At 67.1% G+C, this 15,957-nt stretch carries 15 protein-coding genes and 2 pseudogenes; 12 read left to right on the top strand and 5 right to left on the bottom strand.

Going from position 1 to position 15,957, the window contains the following annotated elements:
* The first annotated feature begins 72 nt into the window (after positions 1-72).
* Positions 73-1,611, top strand: a complete 1,539-nt coding sequence (locus ACJ8AT_RS34550) for a methyl-accepting chemotaxis protein (RefSeq protein WP_407742219.1) — start codon at positions 73-75, stop codon at positions 1,609-1,611.
* Between the two features lie 30 nt (positions 1,612-1,641).
* Here ACJ8AT_RS34550 and ACJ8AT_RS34545 read toward each other — a convergent pair whose 3' ends face one another.
* From ACJ8AT_RS34545 to ACJ8AT_RS34525, 5 genes and pseudogenes are all read right to left on the bottom strand, one after another.
* Positions 1,642-2,022 carry a response regulator gene (locus tag ACJ8AT_RS34545; RefSeq protein WP_407742218.1) on the bottom strand — a complete coding sequence of 127 codons (381 nt, stop codon included), beginning with the start codon at positions 2,020-2,022 and terminating at the stop codon, positions 1,642-1,644.
* Positions 2,019-3,611, bottom strand: coding sequence for an RAD55 family ATPase (locus tag ACJ8AT_RS34540; protein WP_407742217.1), 1,593 nt, complete (start codon positions 3,609-3,611; stop codon positions 2,019-2,021). Before ACJ8AT_RS34540 ends, ACJ8AT_RS34545 begins: the two co-directional genes overlap by 4 nt.
* A gap of 15 nt (positions 3,612-3,626) precedes the next feature.
* Positions 3,627-4,757: an ATP-binding protein gene (locus ACJ8AT_RS34535; RefSeq protein WP_407742216.1), complete on the bottom strand. Its 1,131-nt coding sequence runs from the start codon at positions 4,755-4,757 to the stop codon at positions 3,627-3,629.
* A gap of 851 nt (positions 4,758-5,608) precedes the next feature.
* Positions 5,609-5,833, bottom strand: a pseudogene (locus ACJ8AT_RS34530) (DUF4209 domain-containing protein); the annotation flags it as partial.
* 50 nt (positions 5,834-5,883) lie between these two features.
* On the bottom strand, positions 5,884-6,711 hold the full coding sequence (locus ACJ8AT_RS34525) for a PHP domain-containing protein (RefSeq protein WP_407742215.1): 828 nt from the start codon (positions 6,709-6,711) through the stop codon (positions 5,884-5,886).
* Between the two features lie 155 nt (positions 6,712-6,866).
* Between ACJ8AT_RS34525 and ACJ8AT_RS34520 the strand changes: the two genes are divergently transcribed.
* The 11 genes and pseudogenes from ACJ8AT_RS34520 to ACJ8AT_RS34470 all read left to right on the top strand — a co-directional run.
* Positions 6,867-7,133, top strand: a complete 267-nt coding sequence (locus ACJ8AT_RS34520) for a hypothetical protein (protein WP_407742214.1) — start codon at positions 6,867-6,869, stop codon at positions 7,131-7,133.
* A gap of 43 nt (positions 7,134-7,176) precedes the next feature.
* Complete coding sequence (locus tag ACJ8AT_RS34515) at positions 7,177-8,397, top strand: deoxyhypusine synthase family protein (RefSeq protein WP_407742213.1); 1,221 nt, start codon at positions 7,177-7,179, stop codon at positions 8,395-8,397.
* A 24-nt stretch (positions 8,398-8,421) separates the two neighbouring features.
* Entirely contained in the window at positions 8,422-8,871 is a 450-nt protein-coding gene (locus ACJ8AT_RS34510) for an OsmC family protein (protein ID WP_407742212.1), read from the top strand.
* A 39-nt stretch (positions 8,872-8,910) separates the two neighbouring features.
* Positions 8,911-9,060 (top strand): hypothetical protein, encoded by a 150-nt coding sequence (locus ACJ8AT_RS34505; RefSeq protein ID WP_407742211.1) that lies wholly within the window; start codon positions 8,911-8,913, stop codon positions 9,058-9,060.
* A gap of 128 nt (positions 9,061-9,188) precedes the next feature.
* Positions 9,189-9,719, top strand: coding sequence for a hypothetical protein (locus tag ACJ8AT_RS34500; protein ID WP_407742210.1), 531 nt, complete (start codon positions 9,189-9,191; stop codon positions 9,717-9,719).
* Positions 9,720-10,021: 302 nt separating this feature from the next.
* Entirely contained in the window at positions 10,022-10,585 is a 564-nt protein-coding gene (locus ACJ8AT_RS34495; protein ID WP_407742209.1) for an imm11 family protein, read from the top strand.
* A gap of 223 nt (positions 10,586-10,808) precedes the next feature.
* Positions 10,809-11,558 carry a Kelch repeat-containing protein gene (locus ACJ8AT_RS34490; RefSeq protein ID WP_407742208.1) on the top strand — a complete coding sequence of 250 codons (750 nt, stop codon included), beginning with the start codon at positions 10,809-10,811 and terminating at the stop codon, positions 11,556-11,558.
* 176 nt (positions 11,559-11,734) lie between these two features.
* A pseudogene (locus ACJ8AT_RS34485) lies at positions 11,735-12,107 on the top strand (imm11 family protein).
* A 558-nt stretch (positions 12,108-12,665) separates the two neighbouring features.
* Positions 12,666-14,396 (top strand): hypothetical protein, encoded by a 1,731-nt coding sequence (locus tag ACJ8AT_RS34480; protein WP_407742207.1) that lies wholly within the window; start codon positions 12,666-12,668, stop codon positions 14,394-14,396.
* A gap of 11 nt (positions 14,397-14,407) precedes the next feature.
* A complete protein-coding gene (locus ACJ8AT_RS34475) occupies positions 14,408-15,151 on the top strand; it encodes a hypothetical protein (protein ID WP_407742206.1) in 744 nt (247 codons plus the stop codon).
* Positions 15,152-15,471: 320 nt separating this feature from the next.
* Positions 15,472-15,957 (top strand): hypothetical protein (locus ACJ8AT_RS34470; protein WP_407742205.1); only part of this gene is annotated, 486 nt, incomplete at its 3' end.

The following is a 15,957-nucleotide window of genomic DNA, read 5'->3' as shown; positions in this document are numbered from 1 at the left end:
GCGCGTTTGACGCTCTTGGGCGCTGGGGCCTAGCGTCCCGGCTGTCTCGCTTCGAAGTCCGGGAGAAGAAGCATGTGGGGTCGGCTCAGTCTTCGGTGGCAGGTGGCGCTGGCGGTGCTGGTGCCCGCCATTGTCATCTCCGTCCTCAGCAGCCTGGCCTTCCCGAAGCTCCAGATGGAGCTGGGGCAGGCGCGGCTGAGGGAGCGGGCCCGGGCGGTGGCGCTGCTGGCGCAGGATCAGACGGCCTCCATCCTGGCCGGGCCCGAGGCGGAGCGCTCCGATCAGCTCAATCACCTCTTCGAGCAGGTGGAGAAGGGCGGCAACGTGTCCGTGCAGGCGGTGCTCGAGCCTGACGGCAACGCGCTGCTCTCGCGCGGGAAGCTGCCCAAGGAGCTCAGCGCGGTCCGCCTCTCGGAGGGCTGTAAGGACGTGTCCCGGGATGAGACCCTGGTGGTGCGCTGCCCGCTGGAGGGGGGGCGCAGCTACCTGCTGGGCATGGCGACCCCCGTGGTGGGCGAGGAGTTGAAGCCCTTCCGGCTGCCGGGGGCGCTCGTCTTCGTGGGCTCGACCCTGGTGGGCCTGCTGCTGGCCTTCTTCATCGGCCGGGCCATCATCGAGCCCGTGGCGCGGATGACGAAGGCGGCGCAGGAGGTGAGCAAGGGGGACGTGTCCCGCAGCCAGCTGGATGTGACGCAGGCGGCGGGCGAGGTGAAGCTGATGGCGCAGTCCTTCAGCGAGATGCTGGGCACGCTGCGCGGCACGGTGGCGGAGCTGGTGTCGCGCACCGAGCAGCTCTCCAGCGCCTCGCGCGGGCTGACGGGCGCCTCGGCGGATCAGGAGCACGTCATCAGCCAGCAGGCCGCGTACGCGCAGCAGATCGCCGCCACGTTCGAGGAGCTGAGCCGCACCGCCGAGCAGATCTCCAGCTCCACCGAGGTGGTGGAGTCCTCCGCCCGCCGCACGCACGAGGCGGTGGCCGAGGCCATGGCCGTGGTGGCGCAGGTGGTGGCCGGCATCAACGACATCCGGATCGAGTCCAAGGGCGTGGCGGACGCCATCGTCGGGTTGAACCAGGACCTGCAGCAGGTGTCGAAGATCGCCCAGGTGATCAACCAGGTGGCGGAGCGCTCGGACCTGCTGGCGCTCAACGCGGCGCTGGAGGGCACCAAGGCGGGCGAGGTGGGCCGGGGCTTCTCGCTGGTGGCCGCGGAGATGCGCAAGCTGGCCGAGAACGTGTCGGGCTCGGCGCGGGACATCGCCCGGATTGTGGAGAAGGTGCAGGACTCGGGCGAGGAGGCGGCCACCAAGGCGCGCGTGGGCATGGCCACCTCGGATCGCGGCGTGGAGGTGGCCGAGCAGGCCTCGTCCGTGTTCGAGCGCATTGTGGAGCTGGCGCGCGGCACCAGCGAGGCGGCGCGGCAGATCACCATCGCCACGCGGCAGCAGCGCCAGTCCAGCGAGCAGGCCGTGCAGGGCGCGCGCAACGTGGCCGAGCTGGTGAAGCAGGGCGTGGACGCCACGGGCCGCACCACCCGCATCGCCCAGGATCTCCAGGCGGTGGCCGAGGGGCTCACCGCCGTCACCAGCCGGTTCAAGGTCGCTCGCGACTGAGCCACGCCGCTCGCGGCGGAGCGGGCGCCGCTACGAGCTCAGCTCCTGATCCGGATCCTTGGGCGCCAGCTCGTGCACGTGCTTGAGCAGCTCGCGCAGGGAGAAGGGCTTCTTGAGGAAGCCCGCCCACGTGTACTCCTTGGCCTTCACCGTGGGCACGATGGCGCTCATGAGCAGGATGGGGAGCTCCTGGGAGTCGGACCGCTGGCGGATGGCCTTGATCGTCTCGTAGCCGTTCATCACCGGCATCATGATGTCCACGATGGCCAGATCCGGGCGGCTCTCCTCCAGGCACTTGAGCGCGTCGCGGCCGTTGCCGCAGGTGATGACCTTGTAGCGCTCCTCCTCGAGGATGGCCTTCAGCGCCTCCACGATGTCGAGCTCGTCATCGACGATGAGGACCGTCTTCATGACTTCCTCCGCCGCAGGAAGCCGCCCCGCTTGGCGTTCTTCGCCTTCTTCTTCAGCCCCGCACCGCCCATGGGCGGGGAGAGATCCTCGGCCCTCTTGTCCTCGCGGATGCGGGCGTGGCCGGTGAGGATGGACTCCGCGCTCTCGAACGTATCCGCGACGTTGATGCCCTGCTCGGTGATGGAGAACTCGCGGATGCCGCTGTCGTACTGGCTCTCGCGCATCTTCATGATGGAGATGAGCCGGTAGAGCTGCGAGCGCAGCTCCACGTAGCGCAGCAGGATGATGTTCTCCACGTACGCCGCGGCATCCGGCAGCGGGGCCTCCACCCCGGAGCTGAGCAGCGGCGTCTCCTCGGAGTAGAGCGTGGTGGCGTCCAGCATGCGCAGCTGGTGCGAGAGCGCCGAGAAGAAGCGCCCCATGCGGTCCGGGTAGACCGCCGCCGTGCGGAAGCCCGACACACCGTCGATGAAGAGCCGCAGCCGCTTCACGTTGCGCTCGTGGAGGCGCTCCAGGAGCCGCTCGGCCAGCGAGTCCATGTTGTGCTCCAGCGGGGGCTGCCACTGGATCTCGATCAGGCCCTTGTCCACGTACTTCTTGAAGTCCTTCATCCCCACGCCCGCGGCCTTCTCCATGAGTCGGGGAGGCGTCTCGTAGAAGCCGAAGTAGACGCCGGGCTGGCCCGCGCGGGCCCCCTCGAGCAGGAAGTGGAGCCCCAGCAGTGTCTTCCCCGTGCCGGGAGCGCCCAGGAGCATGGTCGTGGAGCCGGACAGCAGCCCGCCCCGGAGCGAATCATCCAGGCGGGGAATGCCAAAGGGCATGCGGATGCGATCCTCGCGGCCGTGCTCCGGCGGGTTGGCGAACTGCACCTCGGTCCGCGGGTGGATGACAATGCCCTTCTCGGAGATCTCCACCTCGTGGCGGCCCAGCAGCGAGTCGCTGCCCCGGAACTTCAGCGCCACCAGCTCGCGCACGGCGCGCGGCCCGGACAGCCACAGCGACAGCTCGAAGACACCATCCACCGCGGTGTTCTCCGGGTGGAGCTCTCCCTCATGGTGGGGAGACAGCAGCAGGGTGGTGCAGCCCAGGATGCTCGTGAACGCCTGGAGATCCTGCAGGAAGCGCTTGAAGCTCAGATCCGAGCGGGCGAACTCCTTGGCCGTGTCCATGCCGTCGATGATGAGCAGGGTGGCCTGGTGGCGCTGCGCGGCGCGCCGCACCATGTCCAGCAGGCCCTTGAGCCCCTCCTTCTCCAGCTCGGAGTAGCCGCTGACGTAGTGGATCTTGTCGGGGATGACGCTCCGATCGAAGAAGGCCATCTCCTCGAGGTTGTCGATCATGCGCGCGTGAGACTCGGACAGGAGCGTCACGTAGAGGGCGCGGCCGCCCTGGGAGATGTGGTGGAAGGCCATCTGGTTGGCCAGCACCGTCTTGCCCGAGCCGGGCGGGCCCAGGATCGTATAGGAGGACCCCTTCAGCAGGCCGCCCTTGGTGATGAAGTCGAGCCGCGGCACTCCGGTGACCAACCGCTCCTGGCTGCTCTTGCGGTCCTTCTGGCCGTGACCTGCCGCTGAATCGTTCGACGACACACGCTCTCCTTGTGCTCAATACCGCTCCGTCCGGCGCAGGGGCAGGAGCACCTGGAAGGTGGAGCCCTGGCCGAGGGTGCTCGTGACCGAGATGGTTCCCCCGTGCGCCGTGACGATCTCGCGGGTGATGTAGAGGCCCAGCCCCAGGCTCTGGGACTGGTGGCTGTTGGTGGCGCGCTCGAAGCGGCCGAAGATGCGGGCCTGATCCTCCGGGGCGATGCCGATGCCTTGATCGCGCACCAGGATCGCGGCCCACTCGGGGCGCTCCTCCACGCGGATCCGCACCGGGCGGCCGGCCCCATACTTGATGGCGTTGGTGACCAGGTTGGTGAGCACCTGCTCCAGCCGCAGGCGATCTCCGAAGAGGATGATGGGCTCGTGAGGCAGCTCGAACTCCAGCGTCACGCCCACGGAGCGGGCCTGGGCCTCGAGCCGCAGCGCCATCTCTCCGACGAACTCCACGAGATCCATGGCGCTCACGTCCAGCCGGAGCCGGTGGCTGGTGACGCGGGAGACGTCCAGCAACGCATCCAGGAGCAGCTGCAGCCGTTCGATCTGGCGCATTGCGGGCGAGAGGCTCTTCTCGACGGCGGGCTTGGGGACCGAGTCCGAGGGGGCGCGGGTGGTGAGGTAGAGGGCGCGCTCGAGGTTGAGCCGGAGCGCGGTGAGGGGTGTCTTCAGCTCGTGGGCGGCGACGGAGAGGAACTCATCCCGGGCGCGGACGGCGTTCTGGGCGCGCCCCTGGAGCCGCAGGAGGGCTTCGATGTTGGCCAGCAGCTCTTCCTCCTCCATGGGAGTGGTCCAGTAGGCGTCCGCGCCGTGGGCGAGCCCGCGGATGCGATCCTCTCGCTGGACGGAGACGGCGGAGAGGTGGGCGATGAGGAGATCCTGCGTCTCTTCGTTGGCGCGCAGGCGCCGGCACACCTCGTAGCCGTCGATGTCGGGCAGGTGGACGTCGAGCAGGATGAGATCCGGCCGCCCGGCCGCGATGGTGAGGGCCTGCCGCCCGGTGGAGGCCTCCAGCACCTGGTACCCAGCCATGCGCAGCATGTGGGAGACCATGTAGAGGGTGGCGGGATGGTCGTTGACGTTGAGGATGGTGGCCTTGGGAGCGGGCCGCTCACCCGTATGTCCAGGAGCGTTCACAGTTCTTGCCGCAGGAACAGTGCGAACCGTAGGGCGGAAGCGGAATCCCCGAGAGCGCTTCCACATGCACGAATCTTGCTGTGCCCTCACGCGGCTGTTGGCTGGTGGGCAAAAGGGCAGGCGTCTGTACGAAAGGCGACCTCCGAAGCTCAGGAGCAGGGGCGCGGGTATGCTCCTGAGTGCTGGAGGGCTCCATGAATCCACGGTGGAAGGCGCTGTCCCTGGTGGTCCTGGCGGGATGCGGGGCAACGGGTGGGCCGTATGCGACACCGCCCTCGGCGGCACCGCCTGCTGCCGCGAAGTGGGAAGGGCCTTGGGTGGCCGTGCCGGGCGGGCAGTGGAAGGCGGCCTTCTTCTACGGCCCGTGGAGGTGCAGCCAGCGGTGGATGGACTCCTGCCAGGCGGAGTGCGCGGAGGCGGGGCACGTGCTCCAGGGCTGCATGTGGCTGGCCGACATGAAGCTGGACTGGAAGGGGCAGATCGTCCCTACAGAGGGAGGCGTTTCGAAAGAAATGGTCCGAGAGGTTCGGGAACTGGCCTACGGAGGGCGACAAGAACTGGCCGGGGCATCACATCCGGGATCTCCAACATGGAGGGGATCCGCTGGACCCAAACAACATCCTGCCCGCGCCATCCTCGATTCACAGCATCTTCAATGAGCAGTACCCGATCTGTTACGCGGGGGGCGCTCCGTGGAATACGGTGGGGCCTGATCTGCCCTACTCGGACGAGTGACGATGCCCAGGCCCATGAGCAGCCTGCTCGAAGAAGTCTCCCGCGAGCACTTCCCACGCCCTCCCGCTACGCCCAGGCAGAGGGCTGATCCTCGTGGTTTCTGGCCAATATCAAGCTCATTTAGAAACTGGGTTGCTTGCCGGTTCTTCTGCGGACTGGGACGGTACGCCCTTGGCCTGGGGTAACCGCAATGCCGCCAGGCTCAGCAATACTAAAAGAGCAATCCACGCTCCATTTTGGGCGCTTGCGCCTGGAGGAATGATCCCATGCGCGACCTCATTTCGCAGATTTAAGCCATAGGGGTGATCCAAAACATATTCCAGTTGAAGAGGATAATCAGGTCGTAGTTTTTCAAGAACACTCCTGACCTTGCTATTGGTTCACTGGGCAACTAGAGAGTTCGAGCTGTAGCCCGCGCCCGCAGCTTCGCGAACAGCTCCGGGGCCATGGAGGCCGTGCCCAGGTGCCGCCCGGGTGCCACCTTCTCTCCGTGGAAGTCGCTGCCGGAGGTGGGCACCAGATCGAACTCCTTCGCCAGCGCCAGGTACTTCTCCCGCACGCTTGGGTTGTGATCCGAGTGGTGTACCTCCAGCCCGTTGAGCCCTGCCTTCGCCAACGTCTGGATCTCCATCCGGTTCATCTTCGAGGTGCCTGGGTGGGCGAGGGTGGCCGTGCCTCCCGCGTTGCGGATGAGTTGGATGGCATCCGCTCCGTCCAGCCGGTAGCGGTCCACCCACGCCGGGCGCCCGTCCCCGAGGAATCGATCGAACGCCTCCTTCGTGTCCACGCACCAGCCCTTCTCCACCAGCGCCCGCGCCAGGTGCGGCCGGCCCAGGTGGCCCTTCTCCGCGATTGCGTACACGTCCTCCATGCGCACCGGGAAGCCGAGCTTGCGCATCTTCTCCACCATCTGCTCCATCCGCTGCTCGCGCTCGGTGCGCAGCTTGTCCGCGAACTGGCTGATGTCCGGATCGTCCGGCCGCAGGAAGTGGCCCAGGATGTGGCACTCCCGCCCCAGCACGAAGGCCGACAGCTCGATGCCCGGCACCAGCTCCATGCCCCGGGCTCGCGCCGCCTCCGTCGCCGCTCCCAGCCCCGCCACCGTGTCATGGTCCGTCACCGCCAGCACCGTCACTCCCGCCGCGGACGCCAGGGCCAGCAGCTCCTCCGGCGGGTGTTGGCCATCGCTGGCGGTGGTGTGCGAGTGGAGATCGATCACGGCAGGCTCCGGGGCTCGGGTGGAGGGCTCCGCTCCCTCTCATAGCCGATGCCCGGCCCGGGACCCATGCCTCTGTGCGGACTGGCCATGACTGAACGGAGGACTCCGGGCCCCTCGCCGCTGCCGGGCGCCTGCGCGTAGATTGCTCGACACCTATGGCCAAGACGGACGACACCATCGAGAACCGCGTCTACCTCTTCGAGTCGCTCGCCAGCAGCTATGTGGCGGCGGCCTCCGAGCTGCTGGGCTCCGAGGACGCCGCCGGGCGCGAGCGGGCCCGGCGGGCGCTGGCGGAGCTGGCCTATGTCTCCTGTGTCGTCGCCGACACTCAGCACCTCTCCCCCGAGCAGGTCCGCGAGCGCGTCCTGGGCGCGCCCGAGCCGGAGCCGGCTCCCAAGGCCCGGGGCGGCGGACGCCGCTGAGCGTGCTCCCCACGACGCGCCGCCGGTGCTATAGCCGCGCGCCATGGCCAAGACCTCGAACCCCAAGAAGTCCCTGCGCTCGGCGTATGCCGGCGCCCGCAAGGCGGATCCCCGCCCCATCACCGGCAAGGAGAAGCCGGCCGAGCTGCTCGCCCATGCCTTCAGCGCCTACGTGGGCCGCCAGGAGCGCACCGCCTTCGAGCTGATGACGAAGTCCCTCGAGCAGGATGCCTCCATCTTCCTCACGCTCTCGGGCGCCATGACGCCGGCGGGCCTGCACCAGAGCTGCCTCATCCCGCTGATCGAGAAGGGCGTCATCTCCGCGCTCACCACCACCGGCGCCAACCTCTACCACGACGCCCACCGCATCATCGGCCACGCCATCCGCGAGGTGAACCCCAACGCGGGAGATCTCCAGTACCGGCTGGCGCGCATCATCCGCATCTACGACTTGGGCTTCTGGGAGGAGGCCCTGCTGGACACGGACCGGCTCTTCTCGGCCATCATCCGCGGCCCCGAGTTCCAGCGGAAGATGACCACGCCCGAGTTCCACTACCTGCTGGGCAAGGCGGTGCACGGGATTGAGAAGCAGCTGGGCGTGAAGCAGCCCTCGCTGCTGTCCACCTGCTACAAGCACGCGGTGCCCATCTGGGTGGGCGCGGTGCAGGACGGCTCCATCTTCCTCAACGTCGTCAAGCTCAAGCGGCTGCTCGGCCCCGAGTTCAAGTTCGAGCTCGACATCAACGACGACGTGTACTCGATGGCGGCGATGCAGCACTACTGCCGCCACCACGGCTCGAACAAGCTGGCGATCTGGATCCTCGGCGGCGGCGTGCCCAAGAACTACACGCTCCAGGGCGAGCCGCTGCTGGATCAGATCCTCAACGTGCCCACCACGGGCTTCGACATCGACGTGCAGTTCTGCGTGGACCCGGTGGACAACGGCGCGCTGTCGAGCTGCCCGGCCGGCGAGGGCCACACCTGGGGCAAGGTGTCCGTCGAGGCGGTGGAGACAGGCTCCATGTACGTGCACTGCGACGTGACGGCCGTGTTCCCGTGGCTCACCCACGCGCTGCTGTCCGAGCCGAAGAACAAGCGCAAGCCCATGCGGCTGATGGACAAGATGCAGGAGGCCATTGGCTTCCTGGACGCGGACGTGAAGAAGCGCAGCAAGGCGTTGATGAAGACGCTGGACTGGAGCATCCAGGAGGCAGAGCCCTCCCAGGAAGAAGATGCCAAGGAGCACGAGGCCTACGTCCGTTAAACCCCCGAACACAGGAGCACCTCCATGAGCCAGCCTTCGCAGCAGCCCACCGGCGTGGTGATGACCGCCGCCACCGCCCCAGCTTTCAAGACGCAGATCGCGCACCAGCCCTCGGGCTCGGTCATCACGACCGAGGCGCCGAAGGACAACGGTGGCACGGGAGCCTCGTTCTCGCCGACGGATATGGTGGGCGCGGCGCTCGCCTCCTGCGCGCTCACCACCATGGCGCTGGCCGCCTCGCGCGAGGGCATTCCCTTCGGTGGAGCCACAGCCTCGGTGGAGAAGCGGATGACTCCGCCTCCGCGCCGCATTGGTGAGCTGGTGCTGCAGATCCTGATGCCCTCGGGCCTGACCGGCGCGCACCGGGCCCGGTTGGAGGAGGTGGCGAAGGGGTGCCCCGTGGCCCGCAGCCTCCATCCGGACCTGAAGCTGCCCGTGACGTTCACCTACCCGGACGAGCCTCGGGAGGGCTGAGGCCAGGCTGCGCGCCTGCTCCTGGCTTCCCTTCAGGACATGCGTTGCTCACGGGGCTCGCTGGAGCAGCTCTTCGTTCAGCACCCGACGCTGCGCCAGCAGCTGGAGCACCTGGGCTCCGAGCGGATGCAGCGCACCTCCCGGCTGCTGTCCGGGCGCATGGTCCACATGGGGGACCGGCGCGTCTGAACGGTGGGACCTGAACCGTGGGCCGCCGTGCCTCCTTGCCTGGTTCCCTGGCTCGCAAGCGCGCCGCGCTGCATGGAATGCCCGGCGTGCTGACTCTGGCGAGGTAGCGCTCGCGAGGGAGGCATGCCATGGACGTCAAGCTGCTGGGCATCTACCTGAATGATCACCTCGCTGGCTCGCAGGTGGGGCTGGATGTGGCCCGGCGGGCCGAGCGGGAGAACCGAGGCAACCCCCTGGGGGACTACCTCGCCTCGCTCATCCCCGAGCTGGAGCAGGATCGGGCCATGCTTCTGCAGGTGCTGCGCTCGCTGAGGGTGCCGCGCGACACGCTCAAGCAGAGCGCCGCCTGGGTGCTGGAGAAGTTGGGACGGCTGAAGCTCAACGGCCGGCTCATGCACTACTCGCCGCTGAGCCGGTTCGTGGAGCTGGAGGGGCTGTGCCTGGGGACCCAGGGGCGGCGCTCCATGTGGCGCGCGCTGCGGCGGCTGGCGCGGACGGAGCCGCACCTCGCCCGCTTCGACTTCGAGGCGCTCGTGGCTCGCACGGAGATGCAGCTGAAGGCGCTGGAGCGCTGGCGCCTACAGGCTGCGGACACCGCGTTCTCTCACGCGCGCTTTGCTCCCACCAACCTGTTCCCCGCTGAGAGCCCCGGGAGGTGAGGAACTCTCCCTGACGTGTGCCGGCTGGTGTGGGACCGAGGGGCTTGGCAGCCGCCAGCAGGCCCGCCCCATCCGTTCCTTGTCTTGGATTGGGTGGACGGAGCCACCCTGAGGGTGACCCCGAGCGGTATCACGAGATCGTCTTCGAGGCAGTGGAGACCGCAACGGCAACCTGTCGCAGCGTTGTCGCGTGCAGGAAGGCGTTGGCCGGCGCACTCCAGAGACTGACCAAGCAGATCGCCACCCCCGGAACAGAGCTGAACCAACTCGTCACCCGACAGCAACCGCGCTAGATGGAGCTCATGCCCAAGCGTTTCTTCAAGCTCGTGGACGCTGTGAACTTCCCGCACCGCTGGCACTTGGCGATGCCCAGGGATAGTCAGGGCCTCAAAGTGTATGACGGGCAGTTCAGGATCGGGGCACCCGTCCACATCCAGGAACGCTTGAGGGTCCCCGTCGAGATCGCGGGCAAGCCGCTCGACTTCACGGAAGCGGGCATCCGCATCCCGGTGGTCCATGTCCGGGTCGCGTCCATGTTCGCGGAGCTGGCCCCGGACGATGTGCAACTGCTCCCCGTGGACGTAGAGGGCCAACCGGATCAGTACCTCATTCTCGTTGCCACACGTCTCATCCGCTGCATCGACGAACAGGAGTCCCGGATCGAACTCTGGACGCACGAGGACGGGGTGCCCGACAAGGTCGGTCAGTATTTCTCCGTGCGGGATCTACGCATCGACAAGTCCAAGGTGGGAAACGCCAAGGTCTTCCGTCTTGAGGGGTGGACGGGCCCGCTGATTGTCTCCGAGGAGATCCATGACGCCTTAGAGAGCATGGACGCCACAGGCACGAAGTTCGAGGAGGTCTAGTCCAGGCCTGGAGGAAGCGCGTCAAGAATGACGAACGCGCGTCCAAATTGACGAAAGCGAGGACCGCGCGGCTGCGTCAGTCATGAAATCGCCACGCCCGGAACGAAGGGATGGGGGCCCTGTTGAAAGGGAGGGGGAGGGGTACAGAGGGGCCGAGGAACAGATCTTCAGCCTGGCGGCCCACGACTGACAGGGTCCGCGGGACAGCGGTATCTCCGCGGAGTTGTATGACACGGCCACGGGCACCTGGGCGGCGACCGGCAGCCTCCTGACACCGCGCTTCTTCCACACCGCGACCTTGCTGCAAGACGGGCGCGTGCTGGTGACGGGCGGAGCCACCGCCGAGTATGGCGGCACCGTGCTGGCAACGGCCGAAGTCTATGATCCCGCCACGGGGAACTGGACCCTCACCGCTGCCATGGGAGCGGCCCGCAGAAATCACACTGCGGCCCTGCTGCAGGATGGCCGGGTGCTGGTGACGGGCGGCACGGACGCGGGCGGCGCGCTTCAGCGCACGGCCGAACTCTATGATCCGGTGACCGATGCCTGGAGCCCGGTGGAGGGGATGAGCATCGCGCGGGCCTACCACTCGGCCACCCTGCTGCCGGACGGCAAGGTGCTCGTCGTGGGAGGAGGAGGTGCAGACCAGGCCAGCAGTGCCTCAGCGGAGGCATTTGATCCGGCCCTGGGCACGTGGAGTGCGGCAGGCAGCCTGTCACACCCGCGCCGCTACCATACCGCCACGCGCTTGCGCTCAGGTCAGGTGTTGGTGACGGGAGGCTTTCACGAATTCACCGGCATCCTCACGTCCTCGGAGGTGTACGAGCCGACCACGGGCACGTGGCACGAGACGTACAGCATGAACGTCGACCGCTACTTCCACACAGCCACGCCGCTACCTGACGGCAGGGTGCTCGTCGTGGGAGGCATCAGCAACACCAACCAGGCTTCCGCGGAGGTGTACAGCCCCTAACCTACGAGGCCCTCTCACCAGCGCTCGAGGAGAACCGGGTGGACATTGCCTGGGGACAGCCGAGCAGTGTGCACGGTTCGGGCCGCGGGCCTGGGCCGTGCTGCGCGCGGTCATGTCGGGAGAAGCAGGGGAGCCACCTGCCCGCAGAGCCCGTGGGTTCCTAATTAGAACATCCCATGGCTCAGCGCTTTTTTGATCTTGCTGATGATGTCTATATCCCCCACCGCTGGCATCTAGATACGCCTATCGACGGCTCGGGCCAGAGGGTGCACGACTGGGACTTCAAGCGAGGATCACCCGTGCACGTGGAAGGAAGGTTGAGGATCCCCGTCGAGATTGCGGGCAGGCCGCTCGACTTCACCGAGGCGGGAATCAGGGAAGGTCGGGCAATACATGGGCGTTGATCGCTTGCGCATAGACAAGACCAAGGTGGGCGACGCCAAGGTGTTCCGTCCTGACGGGTGGGAGGTCGCCCTGATCATCTCCGACGAGATCAAGGCCGCTTTGGAGCAGATGGGCGCCACGGGCACGAGATTCGAGGAGGTCTAGCGGCCCACCAGAAGCTGCGGGCCGGGACGTGGGCCACGTCGACGCGGGCCTCGTGGTGCGCGCTGGGCTCGTGGAGCACCTCCAGGCCGGTCACGTCGGACGGTCGGCTCGCGGTGCGTGCTGGGGCTCGTGGTGAGCGTCCAGGCGAGCGACCCAGCAGGCAGGACAGTGGCAGCGGCGCGGCGCTACCTGGGGGGAGCAGGGACGTGGCGATCGTCCAGGCGTCAGCGTCGGGCGCGAGGCCGCCCCCGCAGGGGGACCGGAGGTGAAGCACGGGCGCCACCCGGCGGCTCCTCCCCTTCCCCGTAGCAGCTCTCTAACCTGATCCCCTCCTCGCCAAAAGGGGTGGCACATGAACCTGTGGCGTCTTCTGTGGAAGACCGAAGCACTCTTCCCCGGGTTGCTCGTCGCCAGCGCCGGAGGAGCGGCCCTCGAAGGGCTTGCCCTATGAGGAGCCTGGGAGCGAGCCAGTCCTCTCGGTTCCATGCGGCTGTCAGCCTCTTGCTTCTGGCGGTCCTCGTCGCGCCCGGGGCGCACGCCTCTGATGAGGCAAGCCAGATGCGGGCCGTTATGGGGGCGGGAGTCTCTCAGGGCACCGCGCTGGGCAGCCCCTGGGCGCCGCGCACCTCGTACAGCGTGAGCCTGTGGGGCCTGGGTGAATCAGGCCAGGGGCTCGGGGCGCGGTTGACGTTGCTGCCCCCGTCCCCCTCCGCCGGAGCGTGGGAGCTGTCCACGGACGCGGTAGCGCGCTTCACGGGCGAGGGGCCGCTGTACTTCAAGGTTCTCGGTGGAGTGGCCGTCACCCCCCGCCCTTGGTGGGGGCCTCCCCGGCTGCGCGCGGGCGGCGAACTCGGGGTGCACGCCATCCGGGGGAGCATTGGGCTGGAGGTGGGCTTTGCTGGCGTGTATGCGTTCCCGCCCTCCAGGCTCGCGCAAGGCGAAGGGGTGGTCTCCCTCGGGGTGGGTATCCTCTTCGGCTTCGGCCCCCCATCCCGTGCGCCTGCCCTCGCCCCGCCTCAGCGCCCATGGGCGCAGCAGTCCGCCCTGAGTCCAGCAGGCGCCTTCCAGCCGCAGGGCCCGGGCTCCTCGTCCGCAGCAGAGGTGAGGACGGCCAGGCTCTCGCCCGCTCCTTTTGAGGGGGTACACCTGCCCTCCGGCGAGCGGGATGTGATTCAGCAGATTCTGCTCTTGCGATTCCCCAGGGACGTCGCGCTCTGGTGGGAGGCGGGCCCCGGGGAGGACATACAGCACTGGAGCCACCCGCTGTCCGAGTGGGAACTCAAATACGCCGTGGACATGAGCGCGGAGACGGTGCCCGAGCCCCTCCGCATGTGGCCGCTGGTGACGCCGGAGCGCCTCACCCCGGAGCAGACTGAGGACATGGAGCGGCGGCTGGGCACAGGCGCCGCCGCCGCCGAGGGGTATGCGCACTGGGAGAACCGACGGCGCATCGTCAACCACTACGTGTGGACGCACCCAGCCACCCTTCAGCTCTCGCTGGGGCTGTATGGGTTGGTCAGGGATGTCAACCCGCTGCACTTCGCGCTGGAGCGCGGGTGGCAGATGGGCAGTGGCCAGGAGATGTTCACCGAACGGGAGGTGTCCCAGCTCGGCGCGGCCCAGGAGTTCTTCACGGCGCTGGCGGTGGGAGTGGCCACTGGGAAGTTGATGACCGCCACGCGGCCGGTGCCCGGGTGGGGTGTCCCGGAGTCGGTGGAGCCGGTGCGCCCTGGCAGGGTGGAGGCTCCGCCTACTCCGCCGAGAGCGACGGCGCCTGCTCCAGAACCTGCTCCGACTGCTGCGCCGAGAGTCACGGCACCTGCTCCAGAACCCGCTCCGAGGCCAGCACCGCCCCCTCCAGCGCCGGGCACCCTCGCGCCCTCTCCGGAACTGGTCCAAGCCCTCACGGGCAAGAACCCACCGCCGCAGGTGCCCGCAGGCCTACGCCTGCGCCAGGACCTCACTGTCAAGCCGGACGTGCCTGACCTACGCCCGACGACACGTCCCATCAGCCCCAGCGCCAAGCAGAATGCGCAACTCCAGAGGGACATTGAGTACCTGAAGGAGCTAGGCGCCAGGAACATTCGGGTGAACCAGCAGCAGCTCAACCTGGAGAACAAGGCGCGCGTGGGAATCAATCGACCGGACCTGCAATTCGACTACAATGACCGCCGCTACCATGTGGAGTACGACTCGCCTACTTCGGGCCGTGGCCCTGGCCATCAGTCGCGCCTCACCGCCAACGATCCGGAAGCCGACGTCATCCTGATCATCATCCCTGTGGAATGAGGCGAGCCAGAATGACGCAAGAGATGAAGGGACTGCTGCTGGAGGACCGCTGGGCGCCTGTCACCTCGACCATGGGTTTTCTGGAGCTGGGGGCGGAGCAGGCGGCGCAAGCCTTTGCCACGTGGCACAGAGGACTGATGATATCTCGTGGCCTCACCGTGGAGGTGCTCCCCGTTACGGGCACTCTGGAGCAAGTCCTCTCCAGCCTGCTGCCCCTGACCAGTGGGGAGGGGCAGCGACGGTACCTCTTCATCCCGACGCGCAGCGCCTGGACCGCCTACGTCGAGAGCGGGTGGACCGGGACGGATGCCGCCAGTCCCATGAGCGTCATGGCCCGGAAGCTGAGCATCCGGTGCCTGCGGGTGGTCGCCGTGCCCCACACGCTGCGCAAGAACCAAGGCGTCCGCTATGGCGCGGTGATGCTGGATGTGTTCGGCCCGGAGCAGCCGGGGAAGATCCACAACTATGTGCGCGCCCTGGGCGCTTCCAATGATGGAGGCCGCTGGGTCTTTGACCAGGAAGGTGAGCCCTTCCCCTTTGAGCAGGTGGAGCGATACCAAGCGCGCCGGGTGAGGGACCGGTTTACCTTTGAGATGCTTAAGGACTACCTGCGCCACCTGGGGCTGTCACCCTTCGAGGAGGACTTCTACATGCCGCCGGGCTCCCGCGCGTGGCTCATTCAGAAGACAGGCCCCTTCACCACCGTCGGGCAGGAGTACACGCTGGAGGAGGCCCGCGCCGCCCGCGTGTTGTGACGCGCCCCAGGCGGAGGACTGTCTTTGTGGAGACGATCCGCGGAAAGCGCGGGATTTCGATCGCGGCGAGCGAGATCGCCCACGCCATTGCGACGCCTCAAGTCCTTGTCAGTTCGAGGCGTTACCTCGCCAGACGAGCCGCAGTCACGCAGATCGGTTAGCCCGCGTTTCCGGGAGATCGCTTCCACCGAGCAGCGTACAAGGATAAGCCCGGCCTGCGCCACACAAGTGCAGGCACGGAGCTGCCAATCAAAATTCATCGCCGTTGCTGAAAGGTCGCTTACACTGGCCCAATACGTCTTTATCTAGGAGTGAGCGCGGTGAAATTCAGCGAAGTACAGCTTGCTAGCCAAGCGAATAAGAGTGCGGCCTCTGCATTTAGCGCCGATCGCGTCTTCACATTCGAAACCGAGAAAGGTCTTCGAACCGTGGTCGTCGAGCCATACACGTGGTCTTGGCTCGCCCTGAATGTCGCTGAAGGAGTCGCCGGCGGGATCGCAGGTGAGATTGCTGTTGGCATTTTGTTCGGCAACTCATCGCATCCAGACTTTGCGCAGCTTGTCAAGCAATTCGTTGTGGCGGTCGAACGGACTGTTCGACAGGTGCTTGCAGAAGAGGCGCACCGACGGCTTGACGTGGATTTGGAGTCGCTCAAGAGCCTGATCCAGACCTACGAAAGTGGCAGAAACCGTGAGCTTTTGACTCCGCTGCTTATGCAAGCGAATCGCATGACTCACGAAGCGGTAAGTCTTGGGTTGCCCACGCTTCCCGAATTTTCGGTAACGGCGGGAATCGAGCTCATGGTG

It is taken from the genome of Hyalangium sp. (assembly GCF_045802625.1).
Lineage (GTDB): Bacteria > Myxococcota > Myxococcia > Myxococcales > Myxococcaceae > Hyalangium.
The sequence above is the reverse complement of the archived record's forward strand: the minus strand, read 5'-3'. Positions and strand labels throughout refer to the sequence as shown.

Coding starts and splice junctions, on each gene's coding strand:
- ACJ8AT_RS34550 (WP_407742219.1), top strand. CDS start 73: ATGTGGGGTCGGCTCAGTCTTCGGTGGCAGGTGGCGCTGGCGGTGCTG.
- ACJ8AT_RS34545 (WP_407742218.1), bottom strand. CDS start 2,022: ATGAAGACGGTCCTCATCGTCGATGACGAGCTCGACATCGTGGAGGCG.
- ACJ8AT_RS34520 (WP_407742214.1), top strand. CDS start 6,867: ATGGCCAAGACGGACGACACCATCGAGAACCGCGTCTACCTCTTCGAG.
- ACJ8AT_RS34515 (WP_407742213.1), top strand. CDS start 7,177: ATGGCCAAGACCTCGAACCCCAAGAAGTCCCTGCGCTCGGCGTATGCC.
- ACJ8AT_RS34510 (WP_407742212.1), top strand. CDS start 8,422: ATGAGCCAGCCTTCGCAGCAGCCCACCGGCGTGGTGATGACCGCCGCC.
- ACJ8AT_RS34505 (WP_407742211.1), top strand. CDS start 8,911: ATGCGTTGCTCACGGGGCTCGCTGGAGCAGCTCTTCGTTCAGCACCCG.
- ACJ8AT_RS34500 (WP_407742210.1), top strand. CDS start 9,189: ATGGACGTCAAGCTGCTGGGCATCTACCTGAATGATCACCTCGCTGGC.
- ACJ8AT_RS34495 (WP_407742209.1), top strand. CDS start 10,022: ATGCCCAAGCGTTTCTTCAAGCTCGTGGACGCTGTGAACTTCCCGCAC.
- ACJ8AT_RS34480 (WP_407742207.1), top strand. CDS start 12,666: ATGCGGGCCGTTATGGGGGCGGGAGTCTCTCAGGGCACCGCGCTGGGC.
- ACJ8AT_RS34475 (WP_407742206.1), top strand. CDS start 14,408: ATGACGCAAGAGATGAAGGGACTGCTGCTGGAGGACCGCTGGGCGCCT.